We start from the raw sequence: 19,427 nt of genomic DNA, 5'->3' as shown, positions 1-19,427 counted from the left end.
CACAGGGTATTGCGACCGATTCGAGCTCGCGTGGTGCCTGTGCCATGGACTACAACATGCTTGCTTCAGGCTGACCGCGAACACCTCGAACTTGAGAAGTTACAAAATGAAGGCCGCAAGCTAGGCGCCGAGACGCAGAAATTCGTGGCAGAAGCGCGTAAGCTCAGACAAGAAGCACTTTGGCATCCCATAGCAACTGGCTCAGCGGTTGTAACGACCATCGTTGGCATCATGGCGCTGGCCAGCAAGCTGTGAGTTTTAGATCGATCCAGTAACAAGGAGTCGCTAATGCGCTTCACTCCCCCAAGTCACACTGAAAACGCACGAAGTGAAGCGGAGGCATTCGCCGAGGAAATGCGCAAGCTCAGAACATCCTCCCCCTGGACAGGCGTGCTGCTGTTTTACCTTGGCGCCCTCTCTACAGCGCTCATGCTGATTGCCGGCATTTTCATCCTGCGCTCGCTCTGACCGCCTGGCCTGTCCTCACACCGAGGCCCGCAGCCCCGCACTCAGGAACAACCCCACACCAAACACAAAATGCGTAGCCAGGCTCTTCACGCAGTTACGCGCAGGCGCCGGTGTCCTCGACGCAAAGAACCCTGCCCCCAACAACGGCTGCATGAGACACAACGGCGCAACGGCCGTGCCCACGCCGAGCGCTACCGCGGGCAGCAAGGTAGGCGCCATCAACCATCGTTCCCCCACAAACCCAATCAGCAATATCGCGAACAGCACGCCGACGGCGTAATGAATCCCCCACCCCAACACCTGCTCATGCCGCACCGGCTCAGCCCTGGCAATCGCCTGATGCCGCACCCGCCCATTCAGCAGATGCCCCGCCCAACGCCCGACCATGGCGAAACTCAAGGTGGCAACGCCAAAGCGCCTCAGCAACAGGCCCCACATGTCCATCACTACCGTAGCACCGATACCAATCGGCAAGGCCGCTGAAAACATCGCAGTCAACGTCATTGAAAAATCCCCCATAGATTGACTGTCATCACCACGCCACGCAGCATAGAAGTTGAAGCCAGCTTTAAGTCAAGGACCCAAAATGGACATAGCCGACGTTGCCAAACGCACGGGCGTACCCGCCTCGACACTGCGTTACTACGAGAAGAAAGGGCTGCTCAAATCGCTCGCTGCACACGGCCAGCGGCGCCAGTTCGCAGCCGATGTGACCGACCGCTTGGCGCTGATCGCCTTGGGCCAGGCTGCGGGGTTTTCGCTGGATGAGATGGGAGCGATGCTGGTGAATCTGCAGGTCGACCGGCAGAAGCTGCTACTCAAAGCCGATGAACTGGATGCACGGATCAGGCGCCTACAGGCGATGAGCAAAGGCTTGCGACATGCGGCGCAGTGCCCTGAGGAGGATCATCTGGCCTGCCCTAAATTCCAGCGACTGATGAAGCTGTCGGCGGTGGGAGCATTGGGCGAGAAGCAGGACAGAAAGAAGGCGTTCGCAGCAGATTGAGGTTTTCCGACCCCGGAAATGGAGGCGGCCCCACCAGCCACACCCCGGCACTCGATGTTCCCGCTATGGCTGCTCCCTTCCGGGCCTGACCAGGTTAACGGGTAATCAATGCGGGGGGACCGATGGGGCCACCACTACATGCCTCGCTGAGCAGCGAGTGGCGCCATTGTACCGGTCTTGGGGGCAGATACAACCTCTGGGAGCAGAAAAAGTCATCATTTCTCAATGACTTGTCTGGGTTGGGGTGGCGCTGCAGGCAAGACTGGCGCGAGGCCTGTGGGAGCGGGCGTGCCCGCGAAGCAAGCTACGCGATGGATGGCACCGGCTTTGCCGGTGTTCGCGGGCATGCCCGCTCCCACAAGTGGCGCGCGCAGGGACTTAAATAGTGATGCCCTGCCCAGCCAGGAACGCGACGAAGGCCTCCTCGTCCAGCACCTTCACGCCCAGCTCGCTGGCCTTGGCCAGCTTCGATCCAGCCCCCGGCCCTGCGACCACGCACTGGGTCCTGCCAGACACCGAACCGGCCACCTTGGCGCCAAGGCTTTCCAGCTTGTCCTTGGCCACATCCCGGCTCATGCGCTCCAGGGTACCGGTCAGCACCCAGGTCTGGCCGGCCAGCGGCAAACCCTCGGCGACTTTCTTCTCGCTGGTCCAGTGCATGCCGAACGCCAGCAACTGCGCTTCGATCGCGCGCGCCAGTTGCTGGTTGGCCTCATCCTTGAAGAATTCACGCACCGCGTCCGCCTGCTTGGCCGCCAATGCCTGGCGCAGGTCGATGCCGTCGGCAGCGATGATCTTGTCCAGGCTGTCGAGCTTGGCTACCAGTTTCTCGGCACCGGTTGGGCCTACCGAAGCGATGTCGAGCTTGGCGATCATGCCGGCCAAGCTGGTGCTGGCCGCGAATTCGGCGGCCAACTCGCCTTCGTCCTGCAGGTGCATGCCGCTGTCGAGCAACTGCTGGATAACCTTCTGGTTGTGCTCATCTTCGAAGAAGTTGTGAATCTCGTAGGCGACCTCAAGGCCAATGTCCGGCAGATACGTCAGCACCTGCGGCAAGGCCTGCTGCACGCGCGCCAGGCTGCCCAGCGAACGGGCCAGCACCTTGGCCGTCTCCTCACCCACATCCGGTATGCCCAGCGCATAGATGAAACGCGCCAGGCTCGGCCGCTTGCTGGCTTCGATGGCATCCAGCAGTTTGCGGGTGGACACCTCGGCGAAGCCTTCCAGGCCGACCACCTGCTCGAACTGCAGCTTGTACAGGTCAGCCGGCGAGCCGATCAGGCCTTCGTCCACCAACTGCTCGACGCTTTTTTCGCCAAGCCCGTCGATGTCCATGGCGCGACGCGACACATAGTGAATGATCGCCTGCTTGAGCTGCGCACCACAGGCCAGGCGGCCGACACAGCGGTACACCGCCCCTTCGCTGGTGGTCTCCTTGCCCTTGCTGCGCTTGACCAGCTGGGTGCGCTCGACTTGCGAGCCACACACCGGGCACTCGCTTGGCACGGCAACCGGGCGGGCATCGTCCGGGCGACGCTCCAGCACCACCTGCATCACCTGCGGGATCACGTCGCCGGCCCGGCGGATGATCACCGTGTCGCCAATGCGCAGGCCCAGGCGGGCGATTTCGTCCATGTTGTGCAGGGTGGCGTTGGACACGGTCACGCCCGCCACCTTGACCGGTTTCAGGCGCGCCACCGGGGTGACCGCGCCGGTACGGCCGACCTGGAACTCGACGTCCAGCACCTCGGTCAGCTCTTCCATGGCCGGGAACTTGTGGGCGATTGCCCAGCGCGGTTCACGGGCGCGGAAGCCCAGTTCACGCTGGGCGGCCAGGCTGTTGACCTTGAACACCACACCATCGATTTCATACGGCAGGCTGTTGCGCCGCTCACCGATGTCGCGGTAGTAATCCAGGCACTCTTCGATCCCTGCCGCATGCTTGAGCTCGCGGCTGATCGGCAGGCCCCATGCCTTGAGCTGTTCAAGGATGCCGATATGGCTGTCGCCGATGCTGGCAGACAGCTGACCGACGCCGTAGCAGCAGAACTCCAGCGGGCGGCTGGCCGTGATTTTCGAATCGAGCTGGCGCAGGCTACCGGCAGCCGCGTTGCGCGGGTTGGCGAAGGTCTTGCCGCCGGCTTCGGCCTGGGCTGCATTGAGGCGGTCGAAGCCGGCCTTGCTCATGTAGACCTCGCCACGCACTTCCAGCACCGCGGGCCAGCCCTCGCCGTGCAACTTCAGCGGGATGTTGCGCACGGTGCGTACGTTGGCGCTGATATCTTCGCCAGTGGTGCCGTCGCCGCGCGTGGCACCCTGCACCAGCAGGCCGTCGCGGTACAACAGGCTAACGGCCAGGCCATCGAGCTTGGGTTCGCAGCTGTAGTCAACCGCGCCCGGCTGATCGAGGCCGTCCACCACGCGGCGGCCGAACTCACGCAGGTCGGCCTCCTCGAAGGCGTTGCCCAGGCTGAGCATGGGCACTTCATGGCGCACCTGGCTAAAGGCCGACAGGGCCGCACCGCCGACGCGCTGGGTGGGCGAGTCGGGGGTAACCAGGTGCGGGTGTTCGGCTTCCAACGCCTTGAGCTCGTTGAACAGGCGGTCGTATTCGGCGTCGGGCACACTGGGCTCGTCGAGCACGTAGTAGCGGTAGTTGTGCTGGTCGAGTTCGGCACGCAGTTCGTGGATACGGGTTTCGGCGGTCATGGGGTTTGTCTTCTCTTGCAAAGCAAAAGAGCAGCCTGGGGCGGCGGCTGCGGTCTGGAGTAGCCATTGCCTGCCCTGGCCCTGTCGCCGGCAAGCCAGCTCCCACAGGCCCTTGTGGGAGCTGGCTTGCAGGCGACAAGGCCGGAACAGGTAACAACACCCGAACCGGCCAGCACGCCCTCAGGCTGCTCTTTCGTTGGATCTGTCAGCGCTTCTGGGTCAGCGCACGGCGCTCGAACTCGACGATGCGCTGGCGATAGTGCTCGATGGTCTGGGCGGTCAGCACGCTGCGCTGGTCGTCCTTGAGCTCACCATTCAGTTCATGGGCCAGCTTGCGCGCGGCCGCCACCATCACGTCAAAGGCCTGCTTCGGATGACGTGGGCCAGGCAGGCCGAGGAAGAAGCTCACCGCACGGGTGCTGAAATGGTCGATGTCGTCCAGGTCGAACACACCAGGCTTGACCGCATTGGCCATGGAGAACAGCACTTCGCCGTGGCCGGCCATGCTTTCGTGGCGGTGGAAGATGTCCATTTCGCCGAAGCGCAGGCCGCTTTCAAGAATGTTCTGCAACAATGCCGGGCCCTTGAAGCCACCCTCGTCGCGGGAAATGACGCTGATGACCAGCACCTCTTCGGCCGGTGGCAGCTCCTTGACGCTGCTGGCAGCGGGCGCCGGGTTGCCACGGGTATTTTCGGCGGCGAAGTCGTCGTCGCTGTCGGTGAACAGGTCGGGCTCGCGCGGCTCGGCGCTCAGGCCCAGGTCGCCCTGCTGCACATCGGCCGCGGCTGTGGCGCGCTTGCCACGCTTGCTGGCCTTGGCCGGCTTTGGCTCGCGCTCGCGGTCACGCGCCGAGGCGCTGAGCGAAGGCAGGTCGCTTTCGTCCAGTTCCGGTTCTTTATGGGTATCCAGTACCCGCGACGGGCCGAGTACTTCGGCACTGCCGCCCTCTTCGTCCGGCAGGTTGGAATAACTGCGGTCCAGACGGAATTTCAACTTGCCTTTGCCGCCGCGCATGCGGCGCCAGCCGTCGAAAAGAATACCGGCAATGACAATGATGCCGATGAGGATCAGCCACTCGCGCAGACCGATTTCCATGTAATCCCGTGCCTCTATAAAAATATGCTTGAAAACAAAGGGTTCAAAGCCCTTTAACACGTGGCGCCAACTCTATGTTCTGACAGGCGTTTTACCCACGCAATAAACGAGTGACATTAAGCTAGCACGACCAAAGACAACTTTACACCGTCTGTCGCACATGACGGGGGCATTTCGTTGGAGAAAGTGCCCGCATCGTCGCGCATCACGCATCGACCATGGCCATGGCGGCCTCCACATCAACTGCAACAAGACGTGAACAACCGGGTTCATGCATGGTTACCCCCATCAGTTGATCGGCCATCTCCATCGCAATCTTGTTATGGGTGATGTAGATGAACTGCACGCTCTCACTCATTTCCTTGACCAGGCGCGCGTAGCGCCCGACGTTGGCATCGTCCAGCGGCGCATCGACTTCGTCGAGCATGCAGAACGGTGCGGGGTTCAACTTGAAGATGGCAAACACCAGCGCCAATGCGGTCAGTGCCTTTTCGCCGCCGGACAGCAGATGGATGGTGCTGTTCTTCTTGCCCGGCGGTCGCGCCATGATCGTCACCCCTGTATCGAGTAGATCTTCGCCCGTCAGTTCCAGATAAGCGCTGCCACCACCGAAAACTTTTGGGAAAAGTGCCTGTAATCCGGCATTTATCTGATCAAAGGTATCCTTGAAGCGGTTGCGGGTTTCCTTGTCGATCTTGCGAATGACGTTTTCCAGGGTCTCCAGCGCCTCCACCAGGTCGGCGTCCTGGGCATCCAGGTAGCGCTTGCGCTCGGATTGTTGCTCGTACTCCTCAATGGCGGCGAGGTTGATCGCCCCCAGGCGCTGGATACGCGCCTCGAGTTGTTCCAGCGCCTGTTCGGTGCCCTGCTCGCTGGCATCGGCCTCCAGGGTGGCGAGCACCCCTTGCAGGTCGTAACCGTCGGCCAGCAGCTGCTCCTGCAGGGTCTTGCGCCGCACATCCAGGCCCTGGCACTCCAACCGCAACTGCTCCAGCTGGCCGCGCAACAACAGCGCCTGCTGCTCGGCCTGTGAGCGACGCTTCTCGGCCTCGCGCAATTCGCGGTCGGCTTCGTCCATGTGCAGGCGCGCCAGGCGCATTTCCTCGTCAACACTCATGCGCAGTTCCAGCAGCGCTTCGAGCTTCAGGCGCAACTCCTCCTGTGGTGCCTCGCCCTCCTCCAGGTTCAGGCTCAGTTGCTCCTGGCGCTCGGTCAGCCTCGCTGCTTGCTGCTCCAGGCGCTCCAGGGCCTGGCGGGTGGAGTCATGCTGCGCACGCAGCGAGCCCAGCCGCACGGCCAGCTGGTGGGCGTGGTCCTTGTGCTGGCGGGCCTCCTGGCGCACCCGGTCGAGGCTTTCGCGCAGGGCGTCGCGGCGGGCCATCAATTGCTCGCGCTGCTCGGTGTCCTGGGCCATCAGCTCCACCGCCTCTTGCAGCAACAGGCGGGCTTCGCCCAGTTGTTCGTGCTCAAGGGCGCGCTGTTCTTCCAGTTCGGCCAGTTCTTCCTGCAAGCGCCGGCGGCGCAGCTCGACCTGTTCGGCGCGCGCACGGCTGGCCGAGAGGCTGGCTTTCAGTTCACCGTGCAGGCGGTTTTCTTCCTGGCTGCGGCGGCGCAGTTGCTCGCGCTGTTCCTCCAGGTCCAGCTGCTGCTCGCGCAGGGTTTGCAACTGTTGCTCAAGTTGTTCCAACGCCGCTTCCTGCTGCAGTTGTTCCTGGCCCAGGCGGTCGATTTCCTGGCCACGCGCCAGCACACCGCCTTCGGCCTCACCACCACGGCGCACCCGCAAGAAGTGCCGGCCAACCCAGTAGCCATCGCGGCTGACCAGGCTCTGGCCGTCGCCAAGCGCTATGCGCTGCGCCAGCGCCTGGGCCAAGTCTTCGACAGGCTTGACCTGGCCCAGCCAGGGTGCCAGATCGACACCGCCTTCGACCTTTTCCAGCAGGCTGCCGGGCAACGACGCGCTGGCATCGCTGGCCTGCAGCAAGCGCAGCTCGCCTTGTTCCAAACCGGCAAAATCGAGGCCGTTGAAATCGTCCACCAGCACGGCCTGCAGGTCAGCGCCGAGCACGGTTTCTACGGCAAGCTCCCAGCCCGGTTCTACCCGCAAGCCTTCAGCCAAGCGTGGCTGTTGCTCCAGGCCCTGGCCCTGCAGCCAGTCTGCGGCGCCCGCCCCCGGCTCCAGGGCTGCCTGCTGCAACGCTTCCAAGGATGCCAGGCGGCCGCCCAGGCGCTGCAGGTCGCCCTGTGCCTGCTGCTGGGCCTGGGTAGCCTGCTGCAACTGCCCGCGCGCGCTTTCCAGACGCTCGACCACCTGTTCTTCGGAGAGCTGCAGTTCTTCCAGCAACATTTCGCTGCTGGCCAGCTGCTCGGCCAGATCCAGCAGGGTGGCGTCCTGCGGATCGCTCCCCAGTTGCTCGCGCTCTTCGCCCAGCTTGCGCTGGCGCTCGGCCTGGCGCTCCAGGCTGGCTTCCAGCTGCTGCAGGCGCGCCTGCTGCACTTCGGCCTGGCGGCGCGGTTCGGCAGAGCGGCTGTTGAAGCTGTCCCACTGCTCTTGCCAGCCGTGCATGGCCAGCTCGGCCTCTTCCAGCGCCGCCGCAGCTTCTTCGGCGGCGGCCAGGGTCATTTCCTGCTCGGGTTCGAGCATGGCCAACTCTTCGCCCAGGGTCGCCAGCAAGGTGCGGTCATGCCCCAGGTGCGACTCGGTTTCCAAACGGGTGCGCTCGGCCTCGTTGAAGTCGTCCTGCAACTGGCGCAGGCGCTGCTGGCCGTGCTGGATACTCTGCTCGACCCGGGCAATGTCACCGGCCACCGAATAGAAACGGCCCTGCACCTGGTTGAACCGCTCGGACAACTCGTGATGGCCGTCACGCAGGCGCTCGATGCTGGCATCGGCGTTGCGCTGCTCGGCCACCAATGCCTCGTGGGCCACGCCCTGATCACCAATCACCGACTCGCGCTGGCGTACCCGCTCGTCCAGGTCGCGCCAGCGCAAGGCCGACAGCCGCGCTTTCAGCTGCCGTTCCTGCGCCTTGTACTCACGGTACTTTTCCGCGGCCTGGGCCTGGCGGTGCAGGCGCTCGAGCTGGCGTTCCAGTTCTTCACGCAGGTCGGTCAGGCGCGCCAGGTTTTCCTGGGTGCGGCGGATACGGTTCTCGGTTTCGCGGCGGCGCTCCTTGTATTTGGAGATGCCGGCGGCTTCCTCGATGAAATTGCGCAACTCTTCGGGCTTGGCCTCGATCAGCTTGGAGATCATGCCCTGTTCGATGATCGAGTAGCTGCGCGGCCCCAGCCCGGTGCCGAGGAAAATGTCGGTGATGTCGCGCCGGCGGCACTTGGTGCCGTTCAGGTAGTAGCTGTTCTGCCCGTCGCGGGTGACCTTGCGGCGGATGGAAATTTCGGCGTACGCGGCATACTCGCCGACCAGGGTGGTTTCGCTGTTGTCGAAGACTAGCTCGATGCTGGCCTGGCTGACCGGTTTGCGCCCACTGGAGCCGTTGAAGATGACGTCGGTCATCGATTCGCCGCGCAGGTTCTTCGCCGAGCTCTCGCCCATCACCCAGCGCACCGCGTCGATGATGTTGGATTTGCCGCAGCCGTTGGGTCCGACCACGGCCGCCATGTTGCTGGGGAAATTGACTGTGGTCGGGTCGACGAACGACTTGAAGCCAGCCAGGCGAATGCATTTGAGGCGCATCGGTCAGCCTCGGGCCAGTGCCGCCAGCACCAGTTCGCAGCTGCGCTGGCAGTAAGCGGTAAGCACCTCGCGAATGTGCGGCAGGTCACGGGCGACCACCGCTTCGAGCAGGCGGGCGAACAGGTCGAGGTAATCGATCATGTTGGCCTGGCGTTGGTCCAGCGCCAGATAATAGGCACGGCTCATGGCCGGCTGCAGGTTTTCCACGGTTTCCTGCAAGAAAGGATTATCGGCAAATGGATAGGCGGCGCGCATCACCGCGAAGCTGTCACCGACGAAAGCCTTGATGTCCAGCCGGTCGTGGGCGCGCTGCAGCCGCTGCTGAATCTCCAGAAACGGGCGCAGGTCGGCTTCGGTGCGCCATTTTTGTGCAACCGCATTGCCCAGCAGGATATAGAACTCGCCCATCAGCGCGCACAGGCTGCGCACGCTGCGTTCGTCCAGCTCGGTGACATGGGCACCGCGGCGCGGCAAGATCGCCACCAAGTGGCGGCGTTCGAGAATCAGCAACGCCTCGCGCACCGAACCGCGGCTGACATTGAGTGCCTGCGTAACCTTTTGCTCCTGAATGCGCTCGCCGGGCGCCAGCTCGCCGCGGATGATGCGTTCGGCCAGGTAATCGGCAATCTGCTCGGAGAGGCTGTCCGGGGCCTTGAACGTCATGGTTTTCCTTCAAAATCATTGAACTGGGCACAAGGGGCGAAGTGTAGCGCACTTGACCATTGGTCGCGCAGAGGGGGCAGGCGGTTTATTTGACCCAGCAGACAACCGCGGGCCCGGCGCGATCTATGCTTGCAATATGGGCAATGAACAGGGTTGGGCGAGACCATGCGCAATTTCTTGACCCTTGGGTCAGAAAAATATTGACCTGCTGGACAGGTGTTGCTTAGAGTCCGCCCAACAACAATAAAACCATTGCGAGGCCATCCCCGTGATCCAGTTTCTCGTCAATCAGGAGCTGCGTAGTGAGCACGCCCTGGACCCTAACATGACGGTGCTGCAGTACCTGCGCGAGCACCTGGGCAAACCCGGCACCAAGGAAGGCTGCGCCAGCGGTGACTGCGGCGCCTGCACCGTGGTGGTCGGTGAACTGACCCAGGACGCACAGGGCAACGACAACCTGCGCTACCGCAGCCTCAACTCGTGCCTGACCTTCGTCTCGTCGCTGCATGGCAAGCAGCTGATCAGCGTCGAGGGCCTCAAGCACCAGGGCCAACTGCACAGCGTGCAGCAAGCCATGGCCGACTGCCATGGGTCGCAATGCGGGTTCTGCACACCCGGCTTCGTGATGTCGCTGTTTGCCCTGCAAAAGAACAGCGACGGCGCCGACCTGCACCAGGCCCAGGAGGCCCTGGCCGGCAACCTGTGCCGCTGCACCGGCTACCGGCCGATCCTCGACGCCGCCGAGCAGAGCTGCCGCCAGCCTTGCCGCGACCAGTTCGATGCCCAGCAGGCGCATACCATCAGCCGCCTGAAGGCCATTGCCCCCACCCAGACCGGTGAACTGAACAGCGGCGACAAGCGCTGCCTGGTGCCACTGACCGTGGCGGATCTTGCCGAATTGTACAGCTCGCACCCAGAGGCGCGGCTGCTGGCCGGCGGTACAGACCTGGCCCTGGAAGTCACCCAGTTCCACAAGACCCTGCCGGTGATGATCTACGTGGGCCACGTCGCCGAACTCAAACGCATCGAGAAAACCGCCAGCCACCTGGAAATCGGCGCCGCAACCCCGCTCACCGACTGCTACGGCGCCCTGAACGACGAGTACCCCGACTTCGGTGCCCTGCTGCACCGCTTCGCCTCGCTGCAGATCCGCAACCAGGGCACCCTCGGTGGCAACATTGGCAATGCCTCACCGATTGGCGACTCGCCACCCCTGCTGATCGCCCTGGATGCGCAGGTGGTGCTGCGCCAGGGTGAGCGTCAACGGGTGATGCCGCTGGAGGATTACTTCATCGACTACCGCATCACTGCCCGCCAGGACAGCGAGTTCATCGAGAAGATCATCGTGCCACGCGCCAGCCGCGACTGGGCGTTCCGTGCCTACAAGGTATCCAAGCGCCTGGACGACGACATCTCCGCCGTGTGCGGCGCTTTCAACCTGAGCATCGAGGACGGGGTGGTCAGCGGTGTGCGCATCGCCTTTGGCGGCATGGCAGCGATACCCAAGCGCGCGCGCGCCTGCGAAGCCGCGCTGCGCGGCAAACCCTGGAACGCGGCGGCCATCGAGCGTGCCTGCCAGGCCCTGGCCGAAGACTTCACCCCGCTCAGCGACTTCCGCGCCAGCAAGGAATACCGCCTGCTGACTGCACAGAACCTGCTGCGCAAGTACTTCATCGAACAGCAATCGCCGCACATCGAAACCCGGGTGACCGCTTATGTCTAACCACCATGTAGCCAAGAGCCAGGCCGAGATGGCCGAACTGTTCAGCCAGCACCTGACCACCGGGGTTGGCCGCAGCGTCAAGCACGACAGCGCCGACAAACATGTCTCCGGCGAGGCGCTGTACATCGACGACCGCCTGGAATTCCCCAACCAGCTGCACGTCTATGCCCGCACCGCCGACCGTGCCCATGCGCGCATCCTGCGCATCGACACCACGCCGTGCTATGCCTTCGAGGGCGTGCGCATCGCCATCACCCACGAAGACATCCCTGGCCTGAAGGACATCGGCCCGGTGGTGGCGGGTGACCCGCTGCTGGCTATCGACAAGGTCGAGTTCTTCGGCCAGCCGGTGCTGGCCGTGGCTGCACGTGACCTGGACACCGCACGCAAGGCGGCCATGGCCGCAATCGTCGAGTACGAGGACCTGGAGCCGGTGCTGGACGTGGTCGACGCGCTGCGCAAGCGGCACTTCGTGCTCGACAGCCACACCCACCAGCGCGGCGATTCCGCCAGCGCCCTTGCCAGCGCCCCGCACCGCCTCCAGGGCACCCTGCACATCGGTGGCCAAGAGCACTTCTACCTGGAAACGCAGATTTCCTCGGTGATGCCTACCGAAGATGGCGGCATGATCGTCTACTGCTCCACGCAGAACCCCACCGAGGTGCAGAAGCTGGTCGCCGAAGTACTCGACGTGCCGATGAACAAGGTGGTGCTGGACATGCGCCGCATGGGCGGCGGCTTTGGCGGCAAGGAGACCCAGGCCGCCAGCCCGGCCTGCCTGTGCGCGGTGGTGGCGCGCCTGACCGGCCAGCCGACCAAGATGCGCCTGCCGCGGGTCGAAGACATGACCATGACCGGCAAGCGCCACCCGTTCTACGTCGAGTACGACGTGGGCTTCGATGAGAATGGGCGCCTGCATGGCATCAATCTGGACCTGGCCGGCAACTGTGGCTATTCGCCCGACCTGTCTGGCTCGATCGTCGACCGCGCCATGTTCCACTCAGACAATGCCTACTACCTGGGCGATGCCACCGTGCATGGTCACCGCTGCAAGACCAACACTGCCTCCAACACGGCGTACCGCGGCTTTGGCGGCCCGCAGGGCATGGTTGCCATCGAACAGGTGATGGACCACATTGCCCGCCACCTGGGCCGTGACCCCCTGGCGGTGCGCAAGGCCAACTACTACGGCAAGACCGAACGCAACGTCACGCATTACTACCAGACCGTCGAGCACAACATGCTCGAAGAGATGACCGCCGAGCTGGAAGCCAGCAGCGACTACGCCGAGCGCCGCGAGTCGATCCGCCGCTTCAACGCCAACAGCCCGGTGCTGAAGAAAGGCCTGGCCCTGACCCCGGTCAAATTCGGCATTTCGTTCACCGCCACCTTCCTCAACCAGGCCGGTGCGCTGATCCACATCTACACCGATGGCAGCATCCACCTGAACCATGGCGGCACCGAAATGGGCCAGGGCCTGAACACCAAGGTGGCGCAGGTGGTGGCACAGATCTTCCAGGTGGATTTCAGCCGTATCCAGATCACCGCCACCAATACCGACAAAGTGCCCAACACCTCGCCCACGGCCGCCTCGAGCGGTGCCGACCTGAATGGCAAGGCGGCGCAGAACGCGGCCGAGATCCTCAAGAAGCGCCTGACCGAGTTTGCCGCACGGCACTACCAGGTGACCGAGGAAGACGTCGAGTTCCGCAACGGCCATGTGCGGGTGCGCGAACAGATCGTCAGTTTCGAGCAGCTGGTGCAGCAGGCCTACTTTGCCCAGGTGTCGCTGTCCAGCACGGGCTTCTATCGCACGCCGAAGATCTACTACGACCGCAGCCAGGCCCGTGGCCGGCCGTTCTACTACTTCGCCTTCGGCGCTGCCTGTGTGGAGGTGATCGTCGACACCCTGACGGGTGAATACAAGATGTTGCGCGCCGATATCCTGCACGATGTCGGTGACTCGCTGAACCCGGCCATCGACATTGGCCAGGTAGAGGGCGGTTTCATCCAGGGCATGGGCTGGCTGACCACCGAGGAACTGGTGTGGAACGCCAAGGGCAAGCTGATGACCAACGGCCCGGCCAGCTACAAGATTCCGGCAGTGGCCGACATGCCACTGGACCTGCGCGTGAAGCTGGTGGAAAACCGCAAGAACCCGGAAGACACCGTGTTCCACTCCAAGGCCGTGGGCGAGCCGCCGTTCATGCTCGGCATTGCCGCCTGGTGCGCGATCAAGGATGCCGTGGCGAGCCTTGCCGATTACCGCGTGCAGCCGAACATCGACGCGCCGGCAACGCCGGAGCGGGTGTTGTGGGGGTGTGAGCAGATGCGAAAGGCGGTGGCCCAGCAGCAACCGTCTGAACATGAATTGGAAACCGTCACCCACTGACAACGCAAGGCCCTGTAGGAGCGGCCTTGTGTCGCGAAAGGGTCGCGAAGCGGCCCCAAGATCTTGGCTACTGCATAGATTGTCGGGGCTGCGGTGCAGCCCATTCGCGACACGAGACCGCTCCTACAAGGGGGCCGTGTCGATCTTTAGAGAGGTCGCATCATGCACCAATGGATCAACGCCCTCGCCGACCACCAGGCCCGTGGCGAAGCCTGCGTACTGGTGACCATCATCGAGGAACGCGGCTCGACCCCGCGTAATGCCGGCTCGAAGATGGTGGTCAGCGCCAGCGGCCTGTTCGACACCATCGGCGGTGGCCACCTGGAATACAAGGCCCTGCACATCGCCCGGCAAATGCTTGAAGCACAACGCACCACGCCGCACCTGGAACGCTTCAGCCTCGGCGCCAGCCTGGGCCAGTGCTGCGGCGGCGTCACCGTGCTGCTGTTCGAACCCATGGCTGCCGTGCAGGCGCACATCGCCGTGTTCGGCGCGGGCCATGTCGGCCGCGCTCTGGTACCCTTGCTCGCCGCCCTGCCCTGCCGGGTGCGCTGGGTCGACTCGCGTGAACAGGAATTCCCCGAATTCATCCCCAACGGGGTGACCAAGGTGGTCAGTGAAGAGCCGGTCGACGAAGTGGCACAGCTGCCACCAGGTTGCTACTGCATCGTCATGACCCACAACCATCAGCTCGACCTGGAACTGACCGCCGCCATTCTCAAGCGCAACGACTTCACCTGGTTCGGCCTGATTGGCTCGAAGACCAAACGGGTCAAATTCGAGCACCGGCTGCGCGAGCGGGGCTACGACGACGCGCTGATGGCGCGCATGCGCTGCCCGATGGGCCTGGCCGAGGTCAAGGGCAAACTGCCCATCGAGATCGCGGTGTCCATTGCCGGCGAAATCATCGCCACCTACAACGCCTGCTTTGGCCAGCACGACGCTGCCGCCAATGCCGGCCCCATTGCCCAGTTGCTGCCGCCTTCCCGGCGCAGCCAAGCCCTTTGACGAGTGAGTTATGACCGTTACCCGCAAAGCCTACCGTGCCGCCATCCTGCACAGCATCGCTGACCCGGCCGAGGTGGGCCTGGAGGCATCCCATGAATACTACGAAGACGGCCTGCTGGTCGTCGACGATGGCCGCATCAGCGCCGTCGGCCACGCCAGCGAGCTGCTGCCGACCCTGGCCGCGGACTTTCCGGTCGAGCACTACCAGGACGCACTGATCACCCCGGGTTTCATCGATACCCACATCCACTTCCCGCAAACCGGCATGATCGGCTCCTACGGCGAGCAGTTGCTGGACTGGCTGAACACCTACACCTTCCCGTGCGAAAAGCAGTTTGCCGACAAGGCCCACGCCGACCAGGTGGCGAAGATCTTCCTCAAGGAACTGCTGCGCAACGGCACCACCACCGCATTGGTATTCGGCAGCGTGCACCCGGAATCGGTGAATGCCCTGTTCGAAGAGGCCGAGCGCCTGGACCTGCGGCTGATCGCCGGCAAGGTGATGATGGACCGCAACGCCCCGGACTACCTGACCGACACTGCCGAGTCCGGCTATGCCGAAAGCAAGGCGCTGATCGAACGCTGGCACGGCAAGGGCCGCCTGCACTACGCCGTCACCCCGCGGTTCGCCCCGACCAGCACGCCTGAACAGTTGACCCTGGCCGGCCAGTTGCTCAAGGAGCACCCGGGCGTGTACATGCACACGCACCTGTCGGAAAACCTCAAGGAAATCGACTGGGTCAAGTCGCTGTTCCCTGAGCAGAAGGGTTACCTGGACGTCTATGACCACTTCGAGCTGCTGGGCGAGCGCTCGGTATTCGCCCACGGCGTGCACCTGTGCGACGACGAATGCCAGCGCTTGGCCGAAACCGGCTCGGCCGTGGCCTTCTGCCCCACCTCCAACCTGTTCCTCGGCAGCGGCCTGTTCAACCTGCCGCAGGCCGAGCGCTTCAAGGTCAATGTGGGCCTGGGCACCGACGTCGGCGCCGGGACCAGCTTCTCGCTGCTCAACACCCTGAACGAGGCGTACAAGGTGATGCAACTGCAAGGCGCGCGCCTGCACCCGTTCAAGTCACTGTACCTGGCCACCCTAGGCGGCGCCCGTGCGCTGCGCCTGGACGACCGCATCGGCAGCCTGCGCCCCGGCAACGATGCCGACTTCGTGGTGCTGGACTACAAGGCCACGCCGCTGCTGGACTACCGCATTCAGCAGTCCAACAGCATTGAAGAGACCCTGTTCGTGCTGACCACCCTGGGTGACGACCGCACCGTGCGTGAAACCTACGCTGCCGGGCGTTGCGTGCACCAGCGCTAGCCGCCACAGCCCTGGTAGGAGCGGCCTTGTGTCGCGATGGGCTGCAGAGCAGCCCCAGGGGTGAGCACACATGCACACCCCTGGGGCTAACCAGGCAAACGATCAGCCCTTGACGGAAACCTTGGGCTTTTTCAGCAAATGCGAGAACACCGCATGCAGGTCGTCCGAGGCGCTTTCCTCGTCCAGGTTCAGCTTGCTGTCGATGTGGTCCATGTGGTGCATCATCAGGCTCACCGCCTGCTGGGCATCGCGCGCCTCGATGGCGTCGATCAGCTGCATGTGTTCGTCATACGAGCAGTGCGAGCGCGTGCCGCTTTCGTACTGGGCAATGATCAGCGAGGTCTGCGACACCAGGCTGCGCTGGAAGCTGACCAGCGGCGCATTGCCCGCTGCCTCGGCCAACTTGAGGTGGAACTCGCCGGACAGGCGGATACCCGCACCACGGTCGCCGCGCGAGAAGCTGTCACGCTCTTCACGCACCATCTGTCGCAGCTCGTTCAGTTGCTCGGCGGTGGCATGCTGCACGGCCAGTTCGGTAATGGCCCGTTCTACCATGCGCCGCGAGAAGAACACCTGGCGCGCCTCTTCAACGGTCGGGCTCGCCACCACGGCGCCGCGGTTGGGCCGCAGCAAGACCACGCTCTCGTGAGCCAGCCGAGACAGGGCGCGGCGGATGATGGTGCGGCTGACGCCGAAGATTTCGCCCAGCGCTTCCTCGCTCAACTTGGTGCCCGGGGCCAGCCGCTGTTCAAGAATCGCCTCGAAAATATGCGCGTAGACGATGTCGTCCTGGGTACCGCTGCGGCCGGCCTTGCCGATCCGTGCAGGTTTCTTCAGAGGTTGCAGCTGTTCGTTCATGGGCTCTCGAGGCACGAAGAGAAAGTATGGCGCCATTGTACACAGGCTGAGGCGATTCCGCAGGGGGCGTTTTCGCTATATAGCCGTTGTACGACGCATTGCGCACACAAAACATAAAACATTATTTGCATTCTTTGTACACAAAAGCATAATCCATCGAGCAACTTCTTGACCCATAAGTCAACAAAACGGTCGGACGTCTGCCTCACCTCGCGGGGTCACCAAGTGCATGGCGCAGGAACTGGCCCCCACAACAACAAGAAAGACTTGAGGAGTACACGCTGTGGAAAGCCGCAAATCCGAAGCCCCTACGCTGGATCTTGCCCCGCCGCTCGAAACGAGTTGGCTGGAGCGGATTTTCAAACTCAAGCAACACGGCAGCACCGTCAAAACCGAACTGATCGCCGGGGTGACCACCTTCATCACCATGGCCTACATCATCTTCGTCAACCCCAACATCATGGCCGACGCCGGCATCGACCATGGCGCCGCCTTCGTCGCCACCTGCATCGCCGCGGCGCTGGGTTGCCTGCTGATGGGCCTGTACGCCAACTGGCCGGTGGGCCTGGCGCCAGGCATGGGGCTCAACGCCTTCTTCACCTACACCGTGGTCGGCACCATGGGTTACAACTGGGAAACCGCGCTGGGGGCCGTTTTCGTTTCGGGCGTGCTGTTCATGTTCCTGACCTTGTCGAAAGTGCGCGAATGGCTGCTAAACAGCATCCCGGTCAGCCTGCGCCATGCCATGGGGGCCGGCGTCGGATTGTTTCTCGGGCTGATCGGCCTGAAAACCGCCGGCATCATCGTCGACAGCCCCGCCACCCTGATCAAGCTGGGCTCGCTGCATGAGCCCGGGCCACTGCTGGCGGCGGTGTGCTTCCTGCTGATCGCCATTCTCAGCTACAAGCGCGTGTTCGGCGCGATCCTGATCAGCATCATCGGCGTGACCCTGGCAGGCTGGGGGCTAGGCCTGGTGAAATTTGGCGGGGTGATGTCGATGCCGCCGAGCCTGGCACCGACCTGGATGGCGATGGACGTGGCGGGCGTGTTCAACGTCAGCATGATCAGCGTGGTGCTGGCGTTCCTGTTCGTGCACATGTTCGATACGGCCGGCACGCTGATGGGTGTGGCCCAGCGGGCGAATCTGGTAGCACCGGACGGGCGTATCGAGAACCTGTCGCGGGCGTTGAAGGCCGACAGTGCATCGAGTGTGTTCGGTGCGGTGGTGGGTGTACCGCCAGTGACCAGCTATGTGGAAAGTGCTGCCGGGGTTGCGGCAGGTGGCCGCACCGGCCTGACGGCGGTGGTGGTCGGTTTGCTGTTTGTGGCGGCGATGTTCTTTGCCCCACTGGCCGGGATGATCCCAGCTTACGCAACTGCAGGCGCGCTGATCTACGTGGCCATGCTGATGATGGGCAGCATGGCGCACATCCATTGGGACGAGGCTACCGACAGCATTCCGGCAATTGTCACGGTGATCATGATGCCGTTGACCTTCTCGGTCGCCGATGGCATCGCCCTGGGCTTCATCAGCTATGTGGCATTGAAGGCAGGTACCGGCAAGTACAAGGAAATCTCCGCCAGCCTGTGGGTGCTGTGCGCGATCTTCATTGCCAAGTTCGTGTTCCTTTAACCTACATAGTTTCAAAAGGGCGCCTCCGCGCCCTTCTTCATTACAGATACCCCTACTTTAGCGAGTGCTTCAGCCTGACACTTTTATCAGGTGCCGGGGGCGCAGGGAAATGATAAACATGGTGCACCCTCAATGACGGTAGGGCCGGAGATAGCTCCTATGCACATTGTGCCTGCTGCACGCAACTACACCCCTTGTGGTTACAGTGTACTCAGTGGCGATTTACTAGGCTATAACGGCCATTTTCAAGATCCCGTATCAGGTCTGTATCCGCTCGGCCAAGGCTATCGCCATTTCAGCCCTCAGCTCGGACGGTTCTACAGCCCAGACGACAGAAGTCCTTTTGGCAGAGGCGGATTGAATGCGTACGCCTACTGCCAAGGAGACCCTGTCAATCGAATTGATCGCGACGGACATTCATTTATTAATGCGGTTTTGGGTGCGTTCACCCTTAAGAAAAATAGAACACCCGGCAGCGCGCCACAGGTAAACCCACCACTCACGGCCCCCAGCCAACAGCCCCATACAACTGTGGTAAACCCTGAAAATGTCATTACTCCCCCAAGCAAAAGCAACGTGACCATCAGCTGGTCGGGCGTGCAATACAATCTGCATCCAGGTGACATCTGGGGCATGGCTAAAGAAATGAAATTCAGCGTTGGTTCTGGCGGATTGCAAGTTAACTTACCAATGAACGCAGTTCTGCCTGGCACGCCCAACTCTGGAATTACGCTGAATCGCAGCGGGCTAAATATTCATCTCGACCACCGGGACGCTATCAAATTGGCTTTTTCGGTAGCGCTCAACACGCCCGCAGCCGGCTCGATCCCTGTACCCTTTGACTTAAGAATCAATAATCTCC

Annotated in this window: 14 protein-coding genes, 1 other RNA gene and 1 pseudogene; 9 read left to right on the top strand and 7 right to left on the bottom strand. The window is 62.9% G+C overall.

Annotation, left to right across the window (positions count from 1 at the left end):
* Window positions 1–60 precede the first annotated feature (60 nt).
* Both EGJ22_RS15485 and EGJ22_RS15480 read left to right on the top strand, forming a co-directional pair.
* A complete protein-coding gene (locus EGJ22_RS15485; protein ID WP_009683916.1) occupies window positions 61–255 on the top strand; it encodes a hypothetical protein in 195 nt (64 codons plus the stop codon).
* Window positions 256–288: 33 nt separating this feature from the next.
* The gene (locus EGJ22_RS15480; RefSeq protein ID WP_009683917.1) at window positions 289–468 is read left to right on the top strand and encodes a hypothetical protein; all 180 of its coding nucleotides are present in this window, start codon (window positions 289–291) and stop codon (window positions 466–468) included.
* 15 nt (window positions 469–483) lie between these two features.
* Here the strand turns inward: EGJ22_RS15480 and EGJ22_RS15475 are convergent, their stop codons facing one another.
* A complete protein-coding gene (locus EGJ22_RS15475) occupies window positions 484–972 on the bottom strand; it encodes a DUF2938 domain-containing protein (protein WP_009683918.1) in 489 nt (162 codons plus the stop codon).
* An 82-nt stretch (window positions 973–1,054) separates the two neighbouring features.
* Between EGJ22_RS15475 and EGJ22_RS15470 the strand changes: the two genes are divergently transcribed.
* Window positions 1,055–1,474, top strand: a complete 420-nt coding sequence (locus EGJ22_RS15470) for a helix-turn-helix domain-containing protein (protein ID WP_009683919.1) — start codon at window positions 1,055–1,057, stop codon at window positions 1,472–1,474.
* 28 nt (window positions 1,475–1,502) lie between these two features.
* Here EGJ22_RS15470 and ffs read toward each other — a convergent pair.
* From ffs to EGJ22_RS15445, 5 genes are all read right to left on the bottom strand, one after another.
* Window positions 1,503–1,599, bottom strand: an RNA gene (gene ffs, locus EGJ22_RS15465) — signal recognition particle sRNA small type.
* A 253-nt stretch (window positions 1,600–1,852) separates the two neighbouring features.
* On the bottom strand, window positions 1,853–4,183 hold the full coding sequence (ligA, locus tag EGJ22_RS15460; RefSeq protein ID WP_009683920.1) for an NAD-dependent DNA ligase LigA: 2,331 nt from the start codon (window positions 4,181–4,183) through the stop codon (window positions 1,853–1,855).
* Window positions 4,184–4,388: 205 nt separating this feature from the next.
* A complete protein-coding gene (gene zipA / locus EGJ22_RS15455) occupies window positions 4,389–5,279 on the bottom strand; it encodes a cell division protein ZipA (protein ID WP_009683921.1) in 891 nt (296 codons plus the stop codon).
* Between the two features lie 205 nt (window positions 5,280–5,484).
* The gene (gene smc, locus EGJ22_RS15450; RefSeq protein ID WP_029885694.1) at window positions 5,485–8,973 is read right to left on the bottom strand and encodes a chromosome segregation protein SMC; all 3,489 of its coding nucleotides are present in this window, start codon (window positions 8,971–8,973) and stop codon (window positions 5,485–5,487) included.
* Between the two features lie 3 nt (window positions 8,974–8,976).
* Entirely contained in the window at window positions 8,977–9,636 is a 660-nt protein-coding gene (locus tag EGJ22_RS15445) for a GntR family transcriptional regulator (protein WP_009683923.1), read from the bottom strand.
* Window positions 9,637–9,904: 268 nt separating this feature from the next.
* Here EGJ22_RS15445 and xdhA point away from each other — a divergent pair, with 268 nt between their 5' ends.
* From xdhA to guaD, 4 genes are all read left to right on the top strand, one after another.
* Entirely contained in the window at window positions 9,905–11,359 is a 1,455-nt protein-coding gene (gene xdhA, locus EGJ22_RS15440; protein WP_009683924.1) for a xanthine dehydrogenase small subunit, read from the top strand.
* A complete protein-coding gene (xdhB, locus tag EGJ22_RS15435; protein WP_009683925.1) occupies window positions 11,352–13,751 on the top strand; it encodes a xanthine dehydrogenase molybdopterin binding subunit in 2,400 nt (799 codons plus the stop codon). Before xdhA ends, xdhB begins: the two co-directional genes overlap by 8 nt.
* A 162-nt stretch (window positions 13,752–13,913) precedes the next feature.
* Complete coding sequence (gene xdhC / locus EGJ22_RS15430) at window positions 13,914–14,759, top strand: xanthine dehydrogenase accessory protein XdhC (protein ID WP_009683926.1); 846 nt, start codon at window positions 13,914–13,916, stop codon at window positions 14,757–14,759.
* A 10-nt stretch (window positions 14,760–14,769) separates the two neighbouring features.
* Window positions 14,770–16,074 (top strand): guanine deaminase, encoded by a 1,305-nt coding sequence (guaD, locus tag EGJ22_RS15425; RefSeq protein WP_009683927.1) that lies wholly within the window; start codon window positions 14,770–14,772, stop codon window positions 16,072–16,074.
* A 102-nt stretch (window positions 16,075–16,176) separates the two neighbouring features.
* Here the strand turns inward: guaD and EGJ22_RS15420 are convergent, their stop codons facing one another.
* Complete coding sequence (locus EGJ22_RS15420; protein ID WP_009683928.1) at window positions 16,177–16,932, bottom strand: GntR family transcriptional regulator; 756 nt, start codon at window positions 16,930–16,932, stop codon at window positions 16,177–16,179.
* Between the two features lie 283 nt (window positions 16,933–17,215).
* Here EGJ22_RS15420 and EGJ22_RS15415 point away from each other — a divergent pair, with 283 nt between their 5' ends.
* Complete coding sequence (locus tag EGJ22_RS15415; RefSeq protein ID WP_009683929.1) at window positions 17,216–18,565, top strand: NCS2 family permease; 1,350 nt, start codon at window positions 17,216–17,218, stop codon at window positions 18,563–18,565.
* Between the two features lie 186 nt (window positions 18,566–18,751).
* Window positions 18,752–18,991 (top strand): annotated as a pseudogene (locus tag EGJ22_RS26950) (RHS repeat-associated core domain-containing protein); the annotation flags it as partial.
* Window positions 18,992–19,427: the final 436 nt, after the last annotated feature.

The sequence above is a fragment of the Pseudomonas sp. p99-361 genome, assembly GCF_003935475.1.
Lineage (GTDB): Bacteria > Pseudomonadota > Gammaproteobacteria > Pseudomonadales > Pseudomonadaceae > Aquipseudomonas > Aquipseudomonas juntendi.
Note: the sequence above shows the minus strand (reverse complement) of the source record. Positions and strands in the feature narration are given on the sequence as shown.